This window comes from Cupriavidus sp. 86D6, from assembly GCF_057815095.1.
In genome coordinates, this window is the sequence record NZ_JBYPSB010000010.1 from 144,470 (window position 1) to 161,230 (window position 16,761).

12 protein-coding genes are annotated in these 16,761 nt (G+C 64.5%); 7 read left to right on the plus strand and 5 right to left on the minus strand.

Annotation, left to right across the window (positions count from 1 at the left end):
- Window position 1: 1 nt before the first annotated feature.
- Window positions 2-1,375: an MmgE/PrpD family protein gene (locus tag AC3G88_RS20955; RefSeq protein ID WP_488773766.1), complete on the minus strand. Its 1,374-nt coding sequence runs from the start codon at window positions 1,373-1,375 to the stop codon at window positions 2-4.
- A 22-nt stretch (window positions 1,376-1,397) separates the two neighbouring features.
- Window positions 1,398-2,567: an acyl-CoA dehydrogenase family protein gene (locus tag AC3G88_RS20960; RefSeq protein WP_400394484.1), complete on the minus strand. Its 1,170-nt coding sequence runs from the start codon at window positions 2,565-2,567 to the stop codon at window positions 1,398-1,400.
- A gap of 265 nt (window positions 2,568-2,832) precedes the next feature.
- Between AC3G88_RS20960 and AC3G88_RS20965 the strand changes: the two genes are divergently transcribed.
- On the plus strand, window positions 2,833-3,837 hold the full coding sequence (locus tag AC3G88_RS20965; RefSeq protein ID WP_488773765.1) for a tripartite tricarboxylate transporter substrate-binding protein: 1,005 nt from the start codon (window positions 2,833-2,835) through the stop codon (window positions 3,835-3,837).
- Window positions 3,838-3,915: 78 nt separating this feature from the next.
- Here the strand turns inward: AC3G88_RS20965 and AC3G88_RS20970 are convergent, their stop codons facing one another.
- Window positions 3,916-4,818: a LysR family transcriptional regulator gene (locus AC3G88_RS20970; RefSeq protein ID WP_488893824.1), complete on the minus strand. Its 903-nt coding sequence runs from the start codon at window positions 4,816-4,818 to the stop codon at window positions 3,916-3,918.
- A 135-nt stretch (window positions 4,819-4,953) separates the two neighbouring features.
- On the opposite strand from AC3G88_RS20970, the gene AC3G88_RS20975 reads away from it, so the two are divergent.
- From AC3G88_RS20975 to AC3G88_RS20990, 4 genes are all read left to right on the plus strand, one after another.
- A complete protein-coding gene (locus AC3G88_RS20975) occupies window positions 4,954-5,868 on the plus strand; it encodes an SDR family NAD(P)-dependent oxidoreductase (RefSeq protein WP_488773764.1) in 915 nt (304 codons plus the stop codon).
- Window positions 5,869-6,697: 829 nt separating this feature from the next.
- Window positions 6,698-8,620: a PrkA family serine protein kinase gene (locus AC3G88_RS20980; protein WP_153947107.1), complete on the plus strand. Its 1,923-nt coding sequence runs from the start codon at window positions 6,698-6,700 to the stop codon at window positions 8,618-8,620.
- 72 nt (window positions 8,621-8,692) lie between these two features.
- The gene (locus tag AC3G88_RS20985; RefSeq protein ID WP_400394709.1) at window positions 8,693-9,970 is read left to right on the plus strand and encodes a YeaH/YhbH family protein; all 1,278 of its coding nucleotides are present in this window, start codon (window positions 8,693-8,695) and stop codon (window positions 9,968-9,970) included.
- Window positions 9,971-10,034: 64 nt separating this feature from the next.
- The gene (locus AC3G88_RS20990; protein WP_488773763.1) at window positions 10,035-11,573 is read left to right on the plus strand and encodes a SpoVR family protein; all 1,539 of its coding nucleotides are present in this window, start codon (window positions 10,035-10,037) and stop codon (window positions 11,571-11,573) included.
- 49 nt (window positions 11,574-11,622) lie between these two features.
- Here the strand turns inward: AC3G88_RS20990 and AC3G88_RS20995 are convergent, their stop codons facing one another.
- Together AC3G88_RS20995 and AC3G88_RS21000 are read right to left on the minus strand one after the other, a co-directional pair.
- Complete coding sequence (locus AC3G88_RS20995) at window positions 11,623-12,777, minus strand: helix-turn-helix transcriptional regulator (RefSeq protein WP_488773762.1); 1,155 nt, start codon at window positions 12,775-12,777, stop codon at window positions 11,623-11,625.
- A 386-nt stretch (window positions 12,778-13,163) separates the two neighbouring features.
- The gene (locus AC3G88_RS21000; RefSeq protein ID WP_488773761.1) at window positions 13,164-15,404 is read right to left on the minus strand and encodes a mechanosensitive ion channel family protein; all 2,241 of its coding nucleotides are present in this window, start codon (window positions 15,402-15,404) and stop codon (window positions 13,164-13,166) included.
- A 369-nt stretch (window positions 15,405-15,773) separates the two neighbouring features.
- Between AC3G88_RS21000 and AC3G88_RS21005 the strand changes: the two genes are divergently transcribed.
- Both AC3G88_RS21005 and AC3G88_RS21010 read left to right on the plus strand, forming a co-directional pair.
- Window positions 15,774-16,184: a hypothetical protein gene (locus AC3G88_RS21005; RefSeq protein ID WP_400393055.1), complete on the plus strand. Its 411-nt coding sequence runs from the start codon at window positions 15,774-15,776 to the stop codon at window positions 16,182-16,184.
- Window positions 16,185-16,461: 277 nt separating this feature from the next.
- Window positions 16,462-16,743, plus strand: a complete 282-nt coding sequence (locus AC3G88_RS21010; RefSeq protein WP_092597303.1) for a DUF7696 family protein — start codon at window positions 16,462-16,464, stop codon at window positions 16,741-16,743.
- Window positions 16,744-16,761 lie beyond the last annotated feature (18 nt).

The following is a 16,761-nucleotide window of genomic DNA, read 5'->3' on the forward strand; positions in this document are numbered from 1 at the left end:
GTTAGCGGCTGGCGGGCAGCCAGTCGTTGACGTTGGCCTGCTGGTCCAGGCGCCAGACACGGTCGATGATGGTGCGCATTTCGGCCTCGCTGGCCCCGTGGCGGAACGCGCCCAGCTGGACGGCCTTGGCTTCGAGTTCGGGGCGCGACAGCGTGTTGTCCGGATCGCCCTTGGGCACATCGACCCTGGCCTCCAGCGCGCGGCCGTCGGTGGTGCGCACCGTCACCCGGCCGATCCACTGGCGCGGGTAGGCCGCGTTGATCTCGTCGTCCAGCGCCATCGTCACCTTGTTGCAGAATGCCGCGATGCGCGGGTCCTGCAGCGCGTGCTGCTCGAACTCGCCCAGGCCGGCATGCGTGTGCACGGCCACCAGGCCCAGCACGGTGCCCATCGAGAACTTGGCCTGATGGATCGTCACGGGATTGACCACCGGGCCGAGCACGTCGATGGCGCCCTGGTGCACGTGCGCGGTCACGGCGTCGATCTGTTCGGCCTGCAGGCCTTCGCGCTGCATCAGGGCCTTCAGCGCATCGGCCGCCGGGTGCGTGTGGCGGCACGAGGCAAAGAACTTGAACGACGTCTCGGCAGTGGCCCAGCGCGTGCCGAGCCCGTCGGTCAGCGCGGCGGGGTTGGCGTCGCTCGACATGCCGGCCGCCATGCCCTGCGCGCCTTCCAGAATCTGCTTCGCGCCGGTAAAGCCCGCGCGGGCCAGCCACGCCGACTGCAGGCCATCGGCGGCGGCCTTGGCGGTATGCAGTTGCTTGGAGTCCGCCGCATCGCGCAGGAATTCCCACAGCCCGGCGGCCTGCGTGCCAGCGGAGCCCAGCGCCTGGTTGATGCCTTCGGCGTCCAGCCCGTACAGCTTGGCAACGCCAGCGGCGGCGGCCAGCGTGCCAACCGTGCCGGTGGTGTGGAACACGCGGTAGTGCGAGCGGCCCATGAATTCGCCGATGCGGATGCCCGCCTCGTAGCCGGCGATCGATGCCAGCAGCACCTCGGCGCCGGTCTTGCCCTCGGCCTGCGCGGCGGCCACCACGGCCGGGAAGACCACGGCGGCCGGGTGCAGCACCGAGCCGTTGTGGACGTCATCCTGCTCCACCACGTGCGACGACGCGCCGTTGATCAGCGCGGCGAAGTAGGGCGACGTGCGGCGGCGGTCGACAAAGACCTCCGCATCGCCCGACTGCGGCCCCATGGCCGCGGCGAATTCCTGGATGCGGCGGATGGCCGGCGCGTCCTTGCCGGCGATGGCGGAGGCGATCCAGTCGAGAAACAGGTCCTTGGTCCGTTCGACCACCGGAGCGGGCACGTCGGTGAGCTTCAGTTGCGCCAGGAACTCGCAGAGCTGGCGCGTCGGATAGGTGTCGTTGGGCATGTTCGGCGTTGGAGTCAGGCGGTCAGAACGAACGCGGCAGTTCGAGCACGTGCTCGGCCACGTAGGACAGGATCAGGTTCGTGGAGATCGGCGCCACCTGGTACAGGCGCGTTTCGCGGAACTTGCGCTCGATGTCGTATTCGGCGGCGAAGCCGAAGCCGCCGTGCGTCTGCAGGCACACGTTGGCGGCTTCCCACGACGCGTCGGCCGCCAGCAGCTTGGCCATGTTGGCTTCCTTGCCGCACGGCTTGCCGGCGTCGAACAGCTGCGCCGCCTTGTAGCGCATCAGGCTGGCCGCTTCCACGTTGACGTAGGCACGCGCGATCGGGAACTGCACGCCCTGGTTCTGGCCGATGGGACGGTCGAACACGATGCGCTCGCGTGCATAGCCGCTGGCGCGTTCGACGAACCAGTAGCCGTCGCCGATGCATTCGGCGGCGATCAGGATGCGCTCGGCATTCAGGCCGTCGAGGATGTACTTGAGGCCGCGGCCTTCCTCGCCGATCAGGTTCCCGGCGGGGATCTCCAGGTTGTCGAAGAACAGCTCGTTGGTCTCGTGGTTGACCATGTTGCGGATCGGCTGGACGGTCAGGCCGTTGCCGATGGCCTCGCGCAGGTCCACCACGAAGACCGACAGGCCTTCGGACTTCTTTTTCACCTGGTCCAGCGGCGTGGTGCGGGCCAGCAGCAGCATCAGGTCGGAGTGCTGCACGCGCGAAATCCACACCTTCTGGCCGTTGATCACGTACTTGTCGCCGCGGCGCACGGCGGTGGTCTTGAGCTTGGTGGTGTCGGTGCCGGTGGTGGGCTCGGTCACGGCCATCGACTGCATGCGCAGTTCGCCCGAGGCGATGCCGGGCAGCCAGCGTTGTTTCTGCGCGTCGGAGCCGTGGCGGAGCAGGCAGCCCATCACATACATCTGGCCGTGGCAGGCGCCGGAATTGCCGCCGTTGCGGTTGATCTCTTCCATGATGACCGACGCGGCGGTCAGCGGCAGGCCCGAGCCACCATAGGCCTCGGGGATCAACGCGGACAGCCAGCCCGCCTGGGTCAGCGCCTGGACAAATTCCTCCGGAAAGCCGTTGTGTTCCTCGATGCGCTGCCAGTACGCGGAGTCGAACTGCTGGCAGAGGTCGCGTACGGCCTCGCGGATTTCGGGGTAAATCTGGTCTTGGTCCTGTGCAGCGTGCATGGCAATGTCCGTCTATGTCGGGGGTGAGGCCATTATTCCCGAGCTGCCGTGGCAGCAACATTCGCATTTGCTGAAGCGCGGCTTCTGTCCGGCTTAGGGATGGGGGCCGGGACCGGCTCAGGGTAATCCCGTGGCTTTTCCGGGGCCGTGTCCTCCCTTCGGCAAATCGGAATTGTGTGCCGCGCCCATTGCTTGCACCCTGCGGCTCACGATTCCAGAACAACCAGACGCGTGCCATACGCGCAGACCAGACAGGAGACAGTGAATGACGTTCTACCGGCAACTTTCAGCATCCGTGACCTGGGCCGCACTGGCGGTAGCCGCCGTGGCCGTTGCGGCGCCAGGCATCGCACGGGCGGCGGACGCCTATCCGTCGCGGCCGATCACGATGGTCGTGCCGTTCGCGGCGGGCGGACCGACCGATGTGGTGGCGCGCTCGGTGGCGGCGGCCATGTCGAAATCGCTCGGCCAGAGCGTGGTGGTGGAAAACCGGCTTGGCGCCGGTGGTACGGTATCGGCCGCCTACGTGGCCAAGTCCGCACCGGATGGCTATACGATCCTGATCCACCACAACGGCATGGCCACGGCCCCGGCGCTGTACTCGAAGCTGCCATACAAGCCGCTGACCGATTTCTCGTTCGTGGGGCAGGTGGCCGATGTGCCGATGACGCTGCTGGGCCGGCACGACCTGCCGGCCAATACGCTGCCGGAGCTGGTCAGCTACATCAAGCAGAACCAGAGCAAGGTGAATCTGGCCAATGCGGGCCTGGGCGCCGTGTCGCAGCTGTGCGGCATGCTGTTCCAGAAGGCGATTGGCGTGGACCTGCAGACGATTCCGTACCAAGGCACGGCACCGGCGCTGACGGCGCTGCTGGGTGGCCAGGTGGACATCCTCTGCGACCAGACCACGCAGACGCTGCCCCATATCAAGTCGGGCAAGGTCAAGCTGTACGGCGTGACCACGGCCGAGCGCATTCCGGCGCTGCCCGATACGCCCACGCTGCGCGAGGGCGGGCTGAAGGGCTTCGAGGTCAAGGTCTGGCATGGGGTCTATGCGCCGAAGAACACCCCGCCGGCCGTGATCGACAAGCTCAATGGCGCGCTGCGCACGGCGCTCAAGGACCCGGCCGTGGTGGCCCGCATGAAGGATCTGGGCGCGGTGATCGTGCCGGCGGACAAGCAGACGCCCGAAGGCCTGCACAGCTGGCTGGCGTCGGAAATCGACAAATGGTCGCCGATCATCAAGGCAGCGGGAGTCCGCGCGGATTGAGCGGTCCGGAGGGTTGTCTCGCCTCTCCCGCGTGTACTGACCCGCATCGTGGGAGAGGGGAGCCCCCCAAAAAACCAGCTACACCGGCTCTCGCGCCGCGTCGGCCAGATAGCGGATCAGGGTTTCCGCGAACTGCGGCAGCTCGCGGCCCGGACGGCGCACCAGGCGCAGCTCGCGCCGGGCCCAGTCGTCTTCCAGCCGGATAAAGCGCAGCACCTTGCGACTGGCGTAGCGCCGTGCGCAGCTGTTGGGCACGATGGCGATACCCGCGCCGGCCTCGACCATGCGGCACACGGCATCGAAACTGCCCACCTGGATGCGCAGGCTGATGCGCTTGCCCATGCCGCTGGCAATACGGTCCAGGAACGACTGGATGGCCGACGACTGGTTGAGTCCCACAAAGCGGCACGTGTCGAGCAGATCGGCGAAATGCAGCGCCTTGAAGGCCGGCAGCGGATGGTTGACCGGGGCGATCACGATCAGTTCGTCGCTGCAGAGCTGCATGGTGTCCAGGTCGGCCGTGGCCACCTCGCCGGCCACGATGCCCAGGTCCGCGGCGCCGTTGCCGACCGCCGAGACGATATCGGCGGACAGGTGTTCCTCCAGTTCGACGTCGACATCGGGGTTCTCGGACAGGAAGCGCGACAGGCCGTTGGCCAGGAAAGAATTGGTGGCCGTGGTGTTGGCCAGCAGCCGTACGCGGCCCTTGACGCCCTTGGCGTAGGGCCGCAGGTCCGCATGCAGGCATTCCAGCTGGCGGAACACCTCGCGGGCGTGGCGCAGCAGTTCGTCGCCGGCCGGCGTCAGGCGCACGCCCTTGACCTGGCGGATCAGCAGCTGGGTCTGGAAGGCCTCTTCCAGCTGCTTGATGCGCGAGCTGGCGGCCGGCAGCGACAGGAAGCTGCGTTCTGCAGCGCGGGTCAGGTTCTCGGTTTCGCCGACGTTGAGGAAGAGGCGCAGGTCGGTCAGGTCGTAGTGCATGGGTTCAGCGAGCGTGAAGCCCACTTTTGTCATTCGTGAATTCCAGAAACTCCGCCGACAATTTATCGTATCCGCGTTGGCAATAGAACGGGTGACGTTCCGGAACCCGGCAATCTCGCACGCAAGGAGTCGAAGATGAGTGGAATGATGGCAGGCAAGGTCGTGGTGGTGACGGGCGCAGGTGGCGGCATCGGCCGGGGCATCGCGCTGGGCATGGCCGCGGCCGGTGCGCGCGTGGTGGCGAACGACCTGGGTGTGTCGATGAGCGGGGAAGGCGGCGATGCCGGGCCGGCGCAGCGCGTGGTGGAGGAAATCCGCGCGGCCGGCGGCGAGGCCGTGGCCAATACCGACAGCGTGTCCTCGTGGGGGGGCGCGAATGCCATCGTCCAGTGCGCGCTCGACAATTTCGGCCGCATCGACGCCGTGGTCAACAACGCCGGCAACCTGCGCGACCGCATGTTCTTCAAGATGAACGAGGAGGAATGGCGCTCGGTGATCGACGTGCATCTGCACGGCACGTTCTTCGTGAGCCGCGCCGCGGCCAACTATTTCAAGGATCAGGAAAGCGGCGCCTTCGTCCACATGACGTCGACGTCGGGCCTGATCGGCAACCTGGGCCAGGCCAACTACTCGGCGGCCAAGCTCGGCATTGCCGCGCTGTCCAAATCCATTGCGCTGGATATGGCGCGCTTCAACGTGCGTTCGAACTGCATCGCCCCCTTTGCCTGGAGCCGCATGACCAGCTCGATCCCGGCCGAGACCCCCGAGGAAAAGGCCCGCGTGCAGCGCCTGCAGAAGATGGAGGCCGGCAAGATCGCACCGGTGGCGGTGTTCCTGGCCAGCGATGCGGCCAGCGAGGTCAATGGCCAGATCTTTGCCGTACGCGCCAACGAGATCATGCTGATGAGCCAGCCGCGTCCGGTGCGCTCGGTGCATACCAGCGAGGGCTGGACCCCTGAAACCGTCGCCGAGATCGCCATGCCGGCCATGCGTTCGAGTTTCTTCAAGCTGGATCGGTCGCCCGACGTCATCAACTGGGACCCGATCTGATCCGGACCCCCTGCTGTCGGCCTTCCTAAGGACGTTTCTCGACGTCGCCACCCTCTTCGCCACGCGCTGCGGTGCAGCAATTCGCCCGCGCGTGGCACGCATTCTGCTCATCCCCCGTTCACGGGGGCCTCACGCACTCTGACTGTGCGATGTGGGCCGGGCTCCAACGCTAAATCGGTGCATGCGTGCGTCTGCCCACTGGCACTCTAGGTCGGACAGTGCTGATGGGTGCGACGCGTGGTCGCAGCGGATGACGCGCTGGGCAGCCATGATGCGCGCAGGGGCATATCGCACAGGCAGCTTGAGGAAGACACCCGTCAGCAGTTGGCGGCGTGGGCCAATGCACGGCACCATGAAGCGGGTATTGCGCAGGTCGATATGCGGAAAGCGGTGCATATCGTGCATTTGGACGAGCAGGGCGGAAAGGTCATCCATCCCCAGCGGCGACATGGGTGTAGGAGCATTGCCGACAGCGCCTGTCAGATGTTTCTGGATTTGATTGATCGTTACACAACACGCTGTGCAGGACGCACTCGAAAGGTGTAATGTGTGTCACAAGCATGGTCGATGGCCCGTCGCGGCGGGGTGATGAAACGAGTGTGCAGTCGCAATGCGTGCATGGCTTGAGGGTGCATCGGAGCGACTGAACCGACAGGCAACTGAAGTCAACTCGGGATTCACGTTCACCGTTATTTGACTATGATGAAGTAAAGACTTCGCAACTTGGCAACTCCACCAAGCCGGGGTGGCGGAAAGCAAAGTTGCCGCGAAGTCTTAAGGGAGTAGAACTACCTTCGCCTCGGACGTGGGACTCTGACGGGAGTGAGGTATGGACATTTTTGGCCACTACGCCACGCGCTTCGAAGCTCGCAAGGAAGAGGAATACAGCATCCAGGAATACCTGGAGATCTGCAAGAAGGATCCTTCTGCCTACGCGACTGCCGCCGAACGCATGCTCGCCGCTATCGGACAGCCTGAACTGGTGGATACCCACCACGATCCGCGCCTGTCCCGACTGTTTTTCAACAAGGTTATCCGGGTCTACCCGGCGTTCCGCGACTTCTACGGGATGGAAGACACGATCGAACAGATCGTCTCCTTCTTCAAGCACGCGGCGCAGGGCCTGGAAGAGCGCAAACAGATCCTGTACCTGCTTGGGCCCCCCGGAGGCGGCAAGTCGTCGCTGGCCGAGAAGCTCAAGGCGCTGATGGAAGAGATTCCGATCTACGCGCTCAAGGGTTCGCCCATCCATGAATCGCCGCTCGGCCTCTTCTCGCCCGAAGAGGACGGCAAGATCATGGAGGAAGACTATGGCATTCCGGTGCGCTACCTGAATACCATTCCGTCGCCATGGGCCGTCAAGCGGCTGCACGAGTTCAACGGGGACATCACCAAGTTCCGTGTGGTGAAGCTGCGGCCGTCGGTGCTGGCGCAGATTGCCATTTCGAAGACGGAGCCGGGTGACGAGAACAACCAGGACATTTCGTCGCTGGTGGGCAAGGTCGACATCCGCAAGCTCGAAGACTTCCCGCAGGACGATCCGGATGCCTATTCGTATTCCGGCGGCCTGTGCCTGGCCAATCGCGGCCTGCTCGAGTTCGTGGAAATGTTCAAGGCGCCGATCAAGGTGCTGCACCCGCTGCTGACCGCCACGCAGGAAGGCAACTACAAGGGCACGGAGGGCTTTGGCGCGATTCCGTTCGATGGCGTCATCCTCGCGCACTCGAACGAGGCCGAGTGGCAGACGTTCAAGGCCGACAAGAACAACGAGGCTTTCCTTGACCGGATCTATATCGTCAAGGTGCCCTACTGCCTGCGCGTGTCCGACGAGGTGAAGATCTACGACAAGCTGCTGCGCAGCAGTTCGCTGTCGGCGGCGCCGAACGCGCCCAACACGCTGAAGATGATGGCGCAGTTCGCCGTGCTCACCCGGATCAAGGAGCCGGAGAACTCGAACGTCTTCTCGAAGATGCGCGTCTATGACGGCGAGAGCCTCAAGGACGTGGATCCGAAGGCAAAGTCGTATCAGGAGTATCGCGACTACGCCGGCATCGACGAAGGCATGAACGGCTTGTCCACCCGCTTCGCGTTCAAGGTGCTGTCGAAGGTATTCAACTTCGACAATACCGAGGTGGCGGCCAATCCGGTGCATCTGCTGTACGTGCTCGAACAGCAGATCGAGCGCGAGCAGTTCCCGCCGGAGCAGGAAGCCAAGTTGATGTCGTACATCAAGGAGTACCTGACTACCCCGTACGTGGAGTTCATCGGCAAGGAGATCCAGACCGCGTACCTGGAGTCGTATTCCGAATACGGCCAGAACATCTTCGACCGCTACGTGGTGTTTGCGGACCTGTGGATCCAGGACCAGGAGTATCGCGATCCGAATACCGGCGAGATCCTGGACCGCAATGCGCTGAACGACGAACTGGAGAAGGTGGAAAAGCCGGCCGGTATCTCGAACCCGAAGGACTTCCGCAACGAGATCGTCAACTTCGTGCTGCGGGCCCGTGCCAACAACGGGGGCAAGAACCCGGTCTGGACCAGCTACGAGAAGCTGCGGATGGTGATCGAAAAGCGCATGTTCTCCACCACGGAAGACCTGCTGCCGGTCATCTCGTTCAATGCCAAGTCGTCGCGCGAGGATCAGGAGAAGCACGAAAACTTCATCAACCGCATGGTTGAGAAAGGCTATACACCCAAGCAGGTTCGGCTTTTGGTGGAGTGGTATCTGCGCGTCAGGAAATCATCGTAACCGGTTCCGGACGCGGTCTTTATCCACGGCGCGCTTTTCCTGGCGTCTCTTACCACGGCGGACAGACGGCATATGGGTACGGTCATCGATCGGCGCGAGAACGGCGGCAACAAGAGCGCCGTCAACAAGCAACGCTTCATCAAGCGTTACCGCGAGCAGATCCGGCAGGCGGTGGCGAAGGCGGTGTCCGGCCGGAAGATCATGGACATCGAGCAGAGCGGGCAGGTGTCCATTCCGGTCAAGGACATCTCCGAGCCGATCTTCCACCACGGCCAGGGCGGCAAGCGGGAGTGGATTCATCCCGGCAACAAGAAATTCGTCCGGGGTGACAGCTTCGACCGCCAGCAGCAGGGCAGTGGCGGCACCGGGTCACGTGCCAGCGACAGCGGCGAAGGCGAGGACGATTTCGTCTTCACGCTGTCGCGCGAGGACTTTCTCAATTTCTTCTTCGAGGACATGGCGCTGCCGGACCTGGCCAAGCGCCACCTTGCTAAGATTGCCGAGGTGCGTAAGGTGCGCGCCGGCTTCTCGATCGACGGCACGCCATCGAACCTGTCGATCCTGCGCACCATGCGCAGTTCGCTCGGGCGGCGCATTGCGCTGTCCAGCCCTTACATGAAGCGGTTGCACGAACTGGAGATCGAGTACAACGAGGTGCTCGAGAAGGAAGGGCCATACTCCGAACAGGCCGAGGCGCTGATGGAGAAGATGCGTCACCTGCGTGCCCAGGTGGACCGCGTGCCGTTCATCGAAAAGCTCGACCTGCGCTACAACAACCGCGTGCTCAAGAAGCGGCCGCAGGCGCAGGCGGTGATGTTCTGCCTGATGGACGTGTCGGGCTCGATGGACGAAAGCCGCAAGGACCTGGCCAAACGCTTTTTCATGCTGCTGTACCTGTTCCTGAAGCGGAACTACGAGCGCATCGACGTGGTGTTCATCCGCCATCACACGGTGGCCAAGGAGGTGGAGGAGGAGGATTTCTTCCATTCCCGGGAATCCGGTGGTACCGTGGTTTCAAGCGCGCTGAAGCTGATGGTCGATGTGATTCATGACCGCTATCCGCCCAGCCAGTGGAACATCTATTGCGCCCAGGCGTCGGATGGCGATAACTGGGCAGGGGATTCGGAATTGTGCGGCCGCCTGCTGCGCGAGTCGATCCTGCCACTGGTGCAGTACTACGCATATGTGGAGGTGGCTTCGGAAGAGCCGCAGAACCTCTGGGAAGAGTACCTCACGGTAAAGAACCAGTTCGAGCACTTTGCGATGCAGCGCATCATCGGTGCGGACGAGATCTACCCCGTGTTGCACGACCTGTTCCAGAAACGCGCGGCCTGGCCGGCCGCCAGATAGCAGGGCATTCGGCAGCAAACCGGCGCTGCGCGCGGCGCGGGCCGGCATGTCACTGGGGAAGTCTATGGCCTATCTTTCTACGGGCTCGGAGTGGACCTTCGAGCTGATCCAGCGGTATGACCGTGAAATCGCCCGCATCGCCGGCGAGTTCGGGCTGGACACCTATCCGAACCAGATCGAGATCATCACGGCCGAGCAGATGCTTGACGCCTATGCGTCGGCGGGGCTGCCGGTCGGCTACAGCCACTGGTCGTACGGCAAGCACTTCCTGGCGTCCGAACGCGGCTACCAGCGCGGCTACATGGGGCTGGCCTACGAGATCGTGATCAACTCCAATCCTTGCATCGCGTACCTGATGGAGGAGAACACGATGCCGATGCAGGCGCTGACCATCGCGCACGCCTGCTACGGCCATAACTCGTTCTTCAAGGGCAACTACCTGTTCCGCACCTGGACCAACGCCGACGCGATCATCGACTACCTGCTGTTTGCCAAGAACTACGTGGCCGAGTGCGAGCAGCGATACGGCGAGCAGGAAGTCGAAATGCTGCTCGACTCCTGCCACGCGCTGCAGAACTACGGTGTGGACCGCTACAAGCGGCCCAAGAAGCTGTCGATCACCGAAGAGCAGGCGCGGCAGGCGGAACGCGAAAACTATCTGCAGATGCAGGTCAACGACCTGTGGCGCACGCTGCCCAAGCACCGGCCCCACGCCCTGCGGGAGGAAGAGGAGGCTGCCGAGTACGAGGTAACCTTCCCGCCGGAGCCGCAGGAGAACCTGCTCTACTTCATCGAGAAGAACGCGCCGAAGCTGCAGCCGTGGCAGCGCGAGATCGTGCGCATCGTGCGCAAGGTCGCCCAGTATTTCTATCCGCAGCGGCAGACCAAGGTCATGAACGAAGGCTGGGCCACGTTCTGGCACTACACCATCATCAACCAGCTGTACGAGGAAAAGCTGGTCAACGATGCGTTCATGCTCGAACTGCTGCAGGCGCATACCAACGTCATCTACCAGCCGCCGTACCACAGCCCGTACTACAGCGGCCTGAATCCGTACACGGTGGGGTTCCTGATGTTCCAGGACCTGCGCCGCATGTGCGAGAACCCGACGGAGGAAGACCGGCGCTGGGCGCCCGAGATTGCCGGCAGCGACTGGCGCCAGACGCTCGACTTTGCGATGCGCAATTTCAAGGACGAAAGCTTCTTGCTGCAGTTCCTGTCGCCGCGCGTGATTCGCGAGCTGAAGCTGTTTTCGGTGCTGGACGACGATCGCGAGGGCAAGCTGCGCGTGACGGCCATCCACGACGACGAAGGCTATCGCGAGATCCGCCGGCTGCTGGCGACCCAGTACGATCTGTCGAACATGGAGCCGAATATCCAGGTGACCAATGTCGATATCGGGGGCGACCGCTCGCTGACGCTGCGCCATCTGCAGCAGGATCGCCGTCCGCTGGCGCAGAACTTCGACGAGGTGATCCGCCACGTCACACGGCTATGGGGCTTTACGGTGCGGCTGGAAGTGGTCTACGAGGACGGCCGGCGCGAGCTCAAGTACGAGTGCAAGCCGGAGCGCCGCCACCAGCAGCATCGCAAGGCTGCCTAGCGTTCATGGCTGGGTCCCCGCCGGAAGGGCGGGGACTTCCCGGGAAAGATTATCGGGACCGTGCCTGGCCACGCGGCCGGGCCGGCGAGCAGGCGCCCGCGCGCTCCAGGTCCACGCCCGGCAACAAGTGCAGCAGGCGCACCAGTTCCGACTGGCGGTGCGTGCCGGTCTTGCGCAGCGTATCGCGGATGTGCACGCGTACCGTATGCGGTGACAGGAATTCGCGTTCGGCGATCTCGTTGAGCGTTTCGCCGGCCGCCAGGCGGATGGCGATGATGCTCTCCTTGCGCGAGAGGCCGAACAGCGACGTCAGCACGCCGGCATCCAGCACCGAGCGCGATTCGGAGTTGCCAAGCAGCATCATGGCCATCGGCAGCTGCCACGGGCCTTCGACCGGCTGGCGCGATACCAGCGGCATGACGATGATCGGCACGGGCTGGCCGCCCGAGGTGATATGCATCCACGAGCCCGCCGCGGCATCGCCATGGCGGCCGCCGTGCACGGCGCCGTCAAGCAGCCTGGTCAGTACCGATTGCAGCGATTCGGGATGCGCGCTCAGCACGCCGTTGTCGAGCGCCAGGTTGGAATCCGCCTGCACCAGGGCTTCGGCCCAGCTGTTGGCGTAGCGCACCCGCATGTCGGCCTGCAGCACCATCACGCCGAAATCCAGCGTGTCCAGCCCCGCGAGCCCCATTGACGCCAGCCCGCTCAGCTCGAAATTGCGGTGCTGCATGCGGGCCGCCCGTGCCCAGTGCGGCATTACCTGTGCCACGCGCTGGTTGCAATCGACCGCACGGCAGCTGTCGCAGCCGGGGGTTGCGCTCATCCAGACGCAGACATCGTGCGTGTCGAAGAGACGGATGCCATTGGCCAGGCCGTTGCAGTCGAACGGCGTCGGGCCTTCCGCATCCGGGCCCGGCAGCATGCCGGCGTCGGCGGTGGCGGCCGCCAGCGCGGCATGCGACGGCAGCGCCCGCATGCTTTCGGGCATGGTGCTGGTGCTGGTAAAGCAGCCGTGTGGTGTGACCCCCAGACGTGCCTTGCCGGCAAGCTTGTCCCATATCAGGTAGCTCGGGCTGGCGGAACAGGTGTAGTCGGAAAACAGGTCGAGCGCCGCGGGCATGGCCGCCACGTCCATGGCAGATTCATAGATGCAATCGACCAGACGATAGAAGACGTCGTCGGCAGACAAGTGTTCGCCCATTTCTTTTTTCCCCGGTGGCAAACGCCTTTTTCCTCAAGACCGCTGCGTCGAGGCGCGGTCATTCTTTTGTATGTCATCACAGTGCCGGGCCGGATTGACTGGGAGCGCGTGAACTCGGCAATGTGTACGGCGATGATCCTGCAAAAACACGGTGCCGGAATATCCCGCCAAGGGAGGGGTGTGCTTGCCGTTTTCCGGCGCCACGCCTGCGTTTCCGGCATCCGGGCACGCGGCAGTGGCCGCGTCGGATTGCTGAAGTTCGCGAGATAGTAATGCCGTGACACGCGTATTTCAAACGATTCACGGCCAAGTTCGCGCGCCGCCATGGCGCAAATGCGACAACGTCCCGTCAAGGCGCCCGGGTCTTCACATTTGGGTCGCGCAACTCAGGCTTTGCCTTTTGCCGAGGTGACTAATTCAGCGCCTGCGCCGGCGGCAGCCGTCAAGGCGGCTTCGCCCGTGGCGCCGTTGCCGCCGCCGTCTACCTGCACGGTCACGTAGGGCGCGGCCATACGGATGCCTTCGGCGTCGAAGTTGCGCTTGAGTCGCACGTTGAAGGCGCGCGAGATCTCGGCCTGGGTCAGCGGGCGCGTCTTGAATTGCGCAAGCACCACCTGGCCGTTCGGATCGAAGCGGTCCAGGCCCAGGATATCGAGTCCGGACAACAGGTTGCGGGAGTAGCGGTGGTCGCGGGCCACCTCGGCGCCGGTCTCGCGAATGATCTCCAGCGCGCGGTCGAAGTCGCTCTGGTAGGCGATGGAAACGCTGAATACCGCGAACGCGTAGTCGCGCGACAGGTTCTTGACCGCCTTGATCTGGCTATAGGGCAGCGTGTGTAGCGCACCCTTGCCATCACGCAGCCGCAGCGTGCGGATCGTCATGCCTTCCACAACCCCGGCGTGGTCGGGCAGTTCGATGGAATCGCCAATGGCGATCGAATCCTCGATCACGATAAAGAGCCCGGTGATCAGATCCTGCACCAGACTTTGGGCGCCGAAGCCGATGGCGAGGCCCACCACGCCGGCACCGGCCAGCAGCGGCGTGACGTTGACGCCCAGGTTGGCCAGCACCGCAATCATCGCGACCACCAGCAGGGCCACGAAAGACGCGTTACGCACGAGCGGCAGGATGGTCTTGGCGCGCAGGCTGGGCTGGGCGGCGCGGTTGTTGGTGGGAGACAGCGACTGGGTGATGGCCGTATCGATCAGCAGCCAGACCAGCCAGGCCAGCAGCACCACGCCGATCACGCTGAGCACGGATCGCGTGATATGGCGCCCCAGCACGGTCGAGTCGGCCAGCATCATCAGCGATGTCCCCCAGATGCGCGCATTGAGCTCCAGGAATGCCAGCCAGATGATCACGCGTACCAGCGCCACCCCGAAGCGGCCAAAGCGCCGCAGGTAGGCCGAGCGCCGGCGGTCGCGCAGCCGCGGCGCCCTTACCGACGCCTTGGGTGACCGGCCCGCCACCAGCGTGAGCAGCATGGCGCCCACGAACAGCGCCACGGTAATGACGGCGCGGCGCAGGAATTCGTCGGCACGCCCGGTGGCCATGATGGTGCCGATGACCGACGCCGCCACCACCGCCAGCATGGGCAGGTACCAGGCCTGGCCGGCCATGCGCAACAACTCCATCAGGGCCGGATGCTCCTGGCGGAATGCAAATGGGCGGAAGGCGATCAGTTGCCCGATGGCCCGGCGGAACCGCACCGTGAAGACCCCGATCAGCACGGCAGCCAGGATATTGGCGAAGGTACTGACCAGCGCGGACAGGTTCACGCCCAGCGCGGCAATGACCCGGGCGTCGGTATTGGCTTCGCCCAGCGCGGCCAGGGCGCCCGTGACGAACAGCAGGATCGGCGAATGCCTGAGCAGGTCGCGCACTGCATGGGAGCGGTGGCCCGACTGGAACAGCGCGAAGATGACCTGGCAGACCGCCGACATCAGCGCGCCGGCCACGATGGCATAGGCCACCAGCACCGCGCCCATGCTGGCGGGCGTCCGGCCGAAGACCTTGTAGGCCAGCAGCACCGTCAGCGCGAAGGCGACGATCCATGGCCCGATCCGGCGCAGGAAATAGATGCCGACATCGACCCACGATGGCACGACCGGTAACTGGGTGGGGCGTGCCGGACGCAGCCTGTTGCGGTGCAGCCGGCGCGACAGCTCGAACAGCAGCCAGCCCGTCAGCGCCCAGCCAGCCAGCACGATGCCGAACTCGCGCCACGATTCCAGGGCAGCCCGCGTATGGCCGATCGTGATCGCCTCGCGCATTTCCTCGCCGGCAAAGCGGATACGCCAGCGCCAGTATTGCCAGGGGCCACGATCGCGGTGCGGGGTGCTGTCGATGTCCTGCAACGCTTGCGCCACCGCGCCAATCAGTCCGGGAGCCGGGGCGCTGGCCGCTGCGGCCGGGGCAGAGGCATCCAGGCCCTGGCGCAGAGTCTGGAGCTGCGTGACCAGCGCGCGCCGTTCGGCATCGTTCTGTAGCGTGTCGATGACCTCGTCGAGCGACCTGGCCAGCGCCGCGCTGGCGGCCGGCGCCGACGCCGGCTTGTCGGCCGGGGCCTTGATGGCATTGAGCAGTGGCGAACCGGCGCCAAAGGCTGGGCCGCTCAGAAGCAGCATCAGCAGAAGGGCACGGCACCAGGCCATGGCCCGGGTCAGGGCAGTAAAAAGGGGGCGCGAGCTGTGCATGTAAGGGACGCGGGCGGAAAGGGTCGCCGTCAGATGGCCAGCATGCGCGTCACTGTAGCGCATTGCAGCAGGCCGCCGGCCAGGCGTCGGCCCGGCGGCGCTTCATGGCAGGTTTCCTGAATTCAAAAAAACTGAATAACTTGTCCGCGAATGCATCACTTTTGGCGGAAGCGGCAAGCCTATAGTTCTGTTCATGGACGGCGCGCAACGCAACGCAGACAGAAGCAGCGACGGCACAGCACACCGGGACCATTCATACAAACTGAATAAATCTGCAAAATCTTTTACGGAGAAGAAATCATGACCAAGACCACCGCCCTCAAGATCGCATCGACCCTGGTTCTGTCGCTGGCCGCCCTCGGCGCCGCTCAGGCAGAAACGGTATCGGCAGACAAGTATGGCTACACGTTCCGCACGACGGTTTCGGCCGACAAGTATGGTTATGAATTCCGCACGCACGACGTCTTCACCGACGGCGCCCGCGTCGGCAAGCCCGATACGTTCACCGACGGCGCCCGCACGGTAGCCGGTCTGGACAAGGCAGGCGTTTCGGCAGCCCCCGGACGCACCGCCGACCCGTACCTGGACGGCGCCCGCAATGCCGACCCGTACACCGACGGCGCGCGCTTCGTCGCCGGCCTCGATAACGTGGGAGTCTCCGCTGCCCCGGCCCGCACCTTCGATCCGTACCTCGACGGCGCGCGTGCATGATGGCTGTTACCCGAAACGAGCAAGGCGTTACGTAACCCGTAACGCCTTTTTTGTTTGTGGAACGTCGGGCGGAAGCCGTTGCAAGGGGCCGCAAACGCCCGTCTGAAGTGGGGTAACGATTCCAGGAACGCCCGTGCGGCGCGGCCTGGCGGGGCGCCGATTGAAACGCGGGTATGGAAACCGCGCCGGCCCGGCAATATTGGCATGTCGTTTGCAGATCCTGATCGGACAACACGATTTGAAACGCAGCGCCAGACTTGCCGACCGGGAGACCATCATGTTCCAGACCGTTGCCGCCCACCCCAATGCCGTGATCGTGCGCGATGCCGCCATCGTCGCCGCCATCGACGCCGCCATGCTGAGCCGCCGCGACGAATACAGCGGTCAGCCGATGGCATGGAAGATGTTCTGCGAAGCCTCGCACGTGGCCACACTGAACGACGTGCTGCGTTCCGCCTTTATCGAACGCGTGGCCAACGAGCGCGGCGCCGACGTGGCGCTGCGCCTGAAGGCCAAGGCCGAGTCGATCCGGGCGGAGGCAATCGCGCGCCTGATGTAGGCACCGCCACCGCCGCCC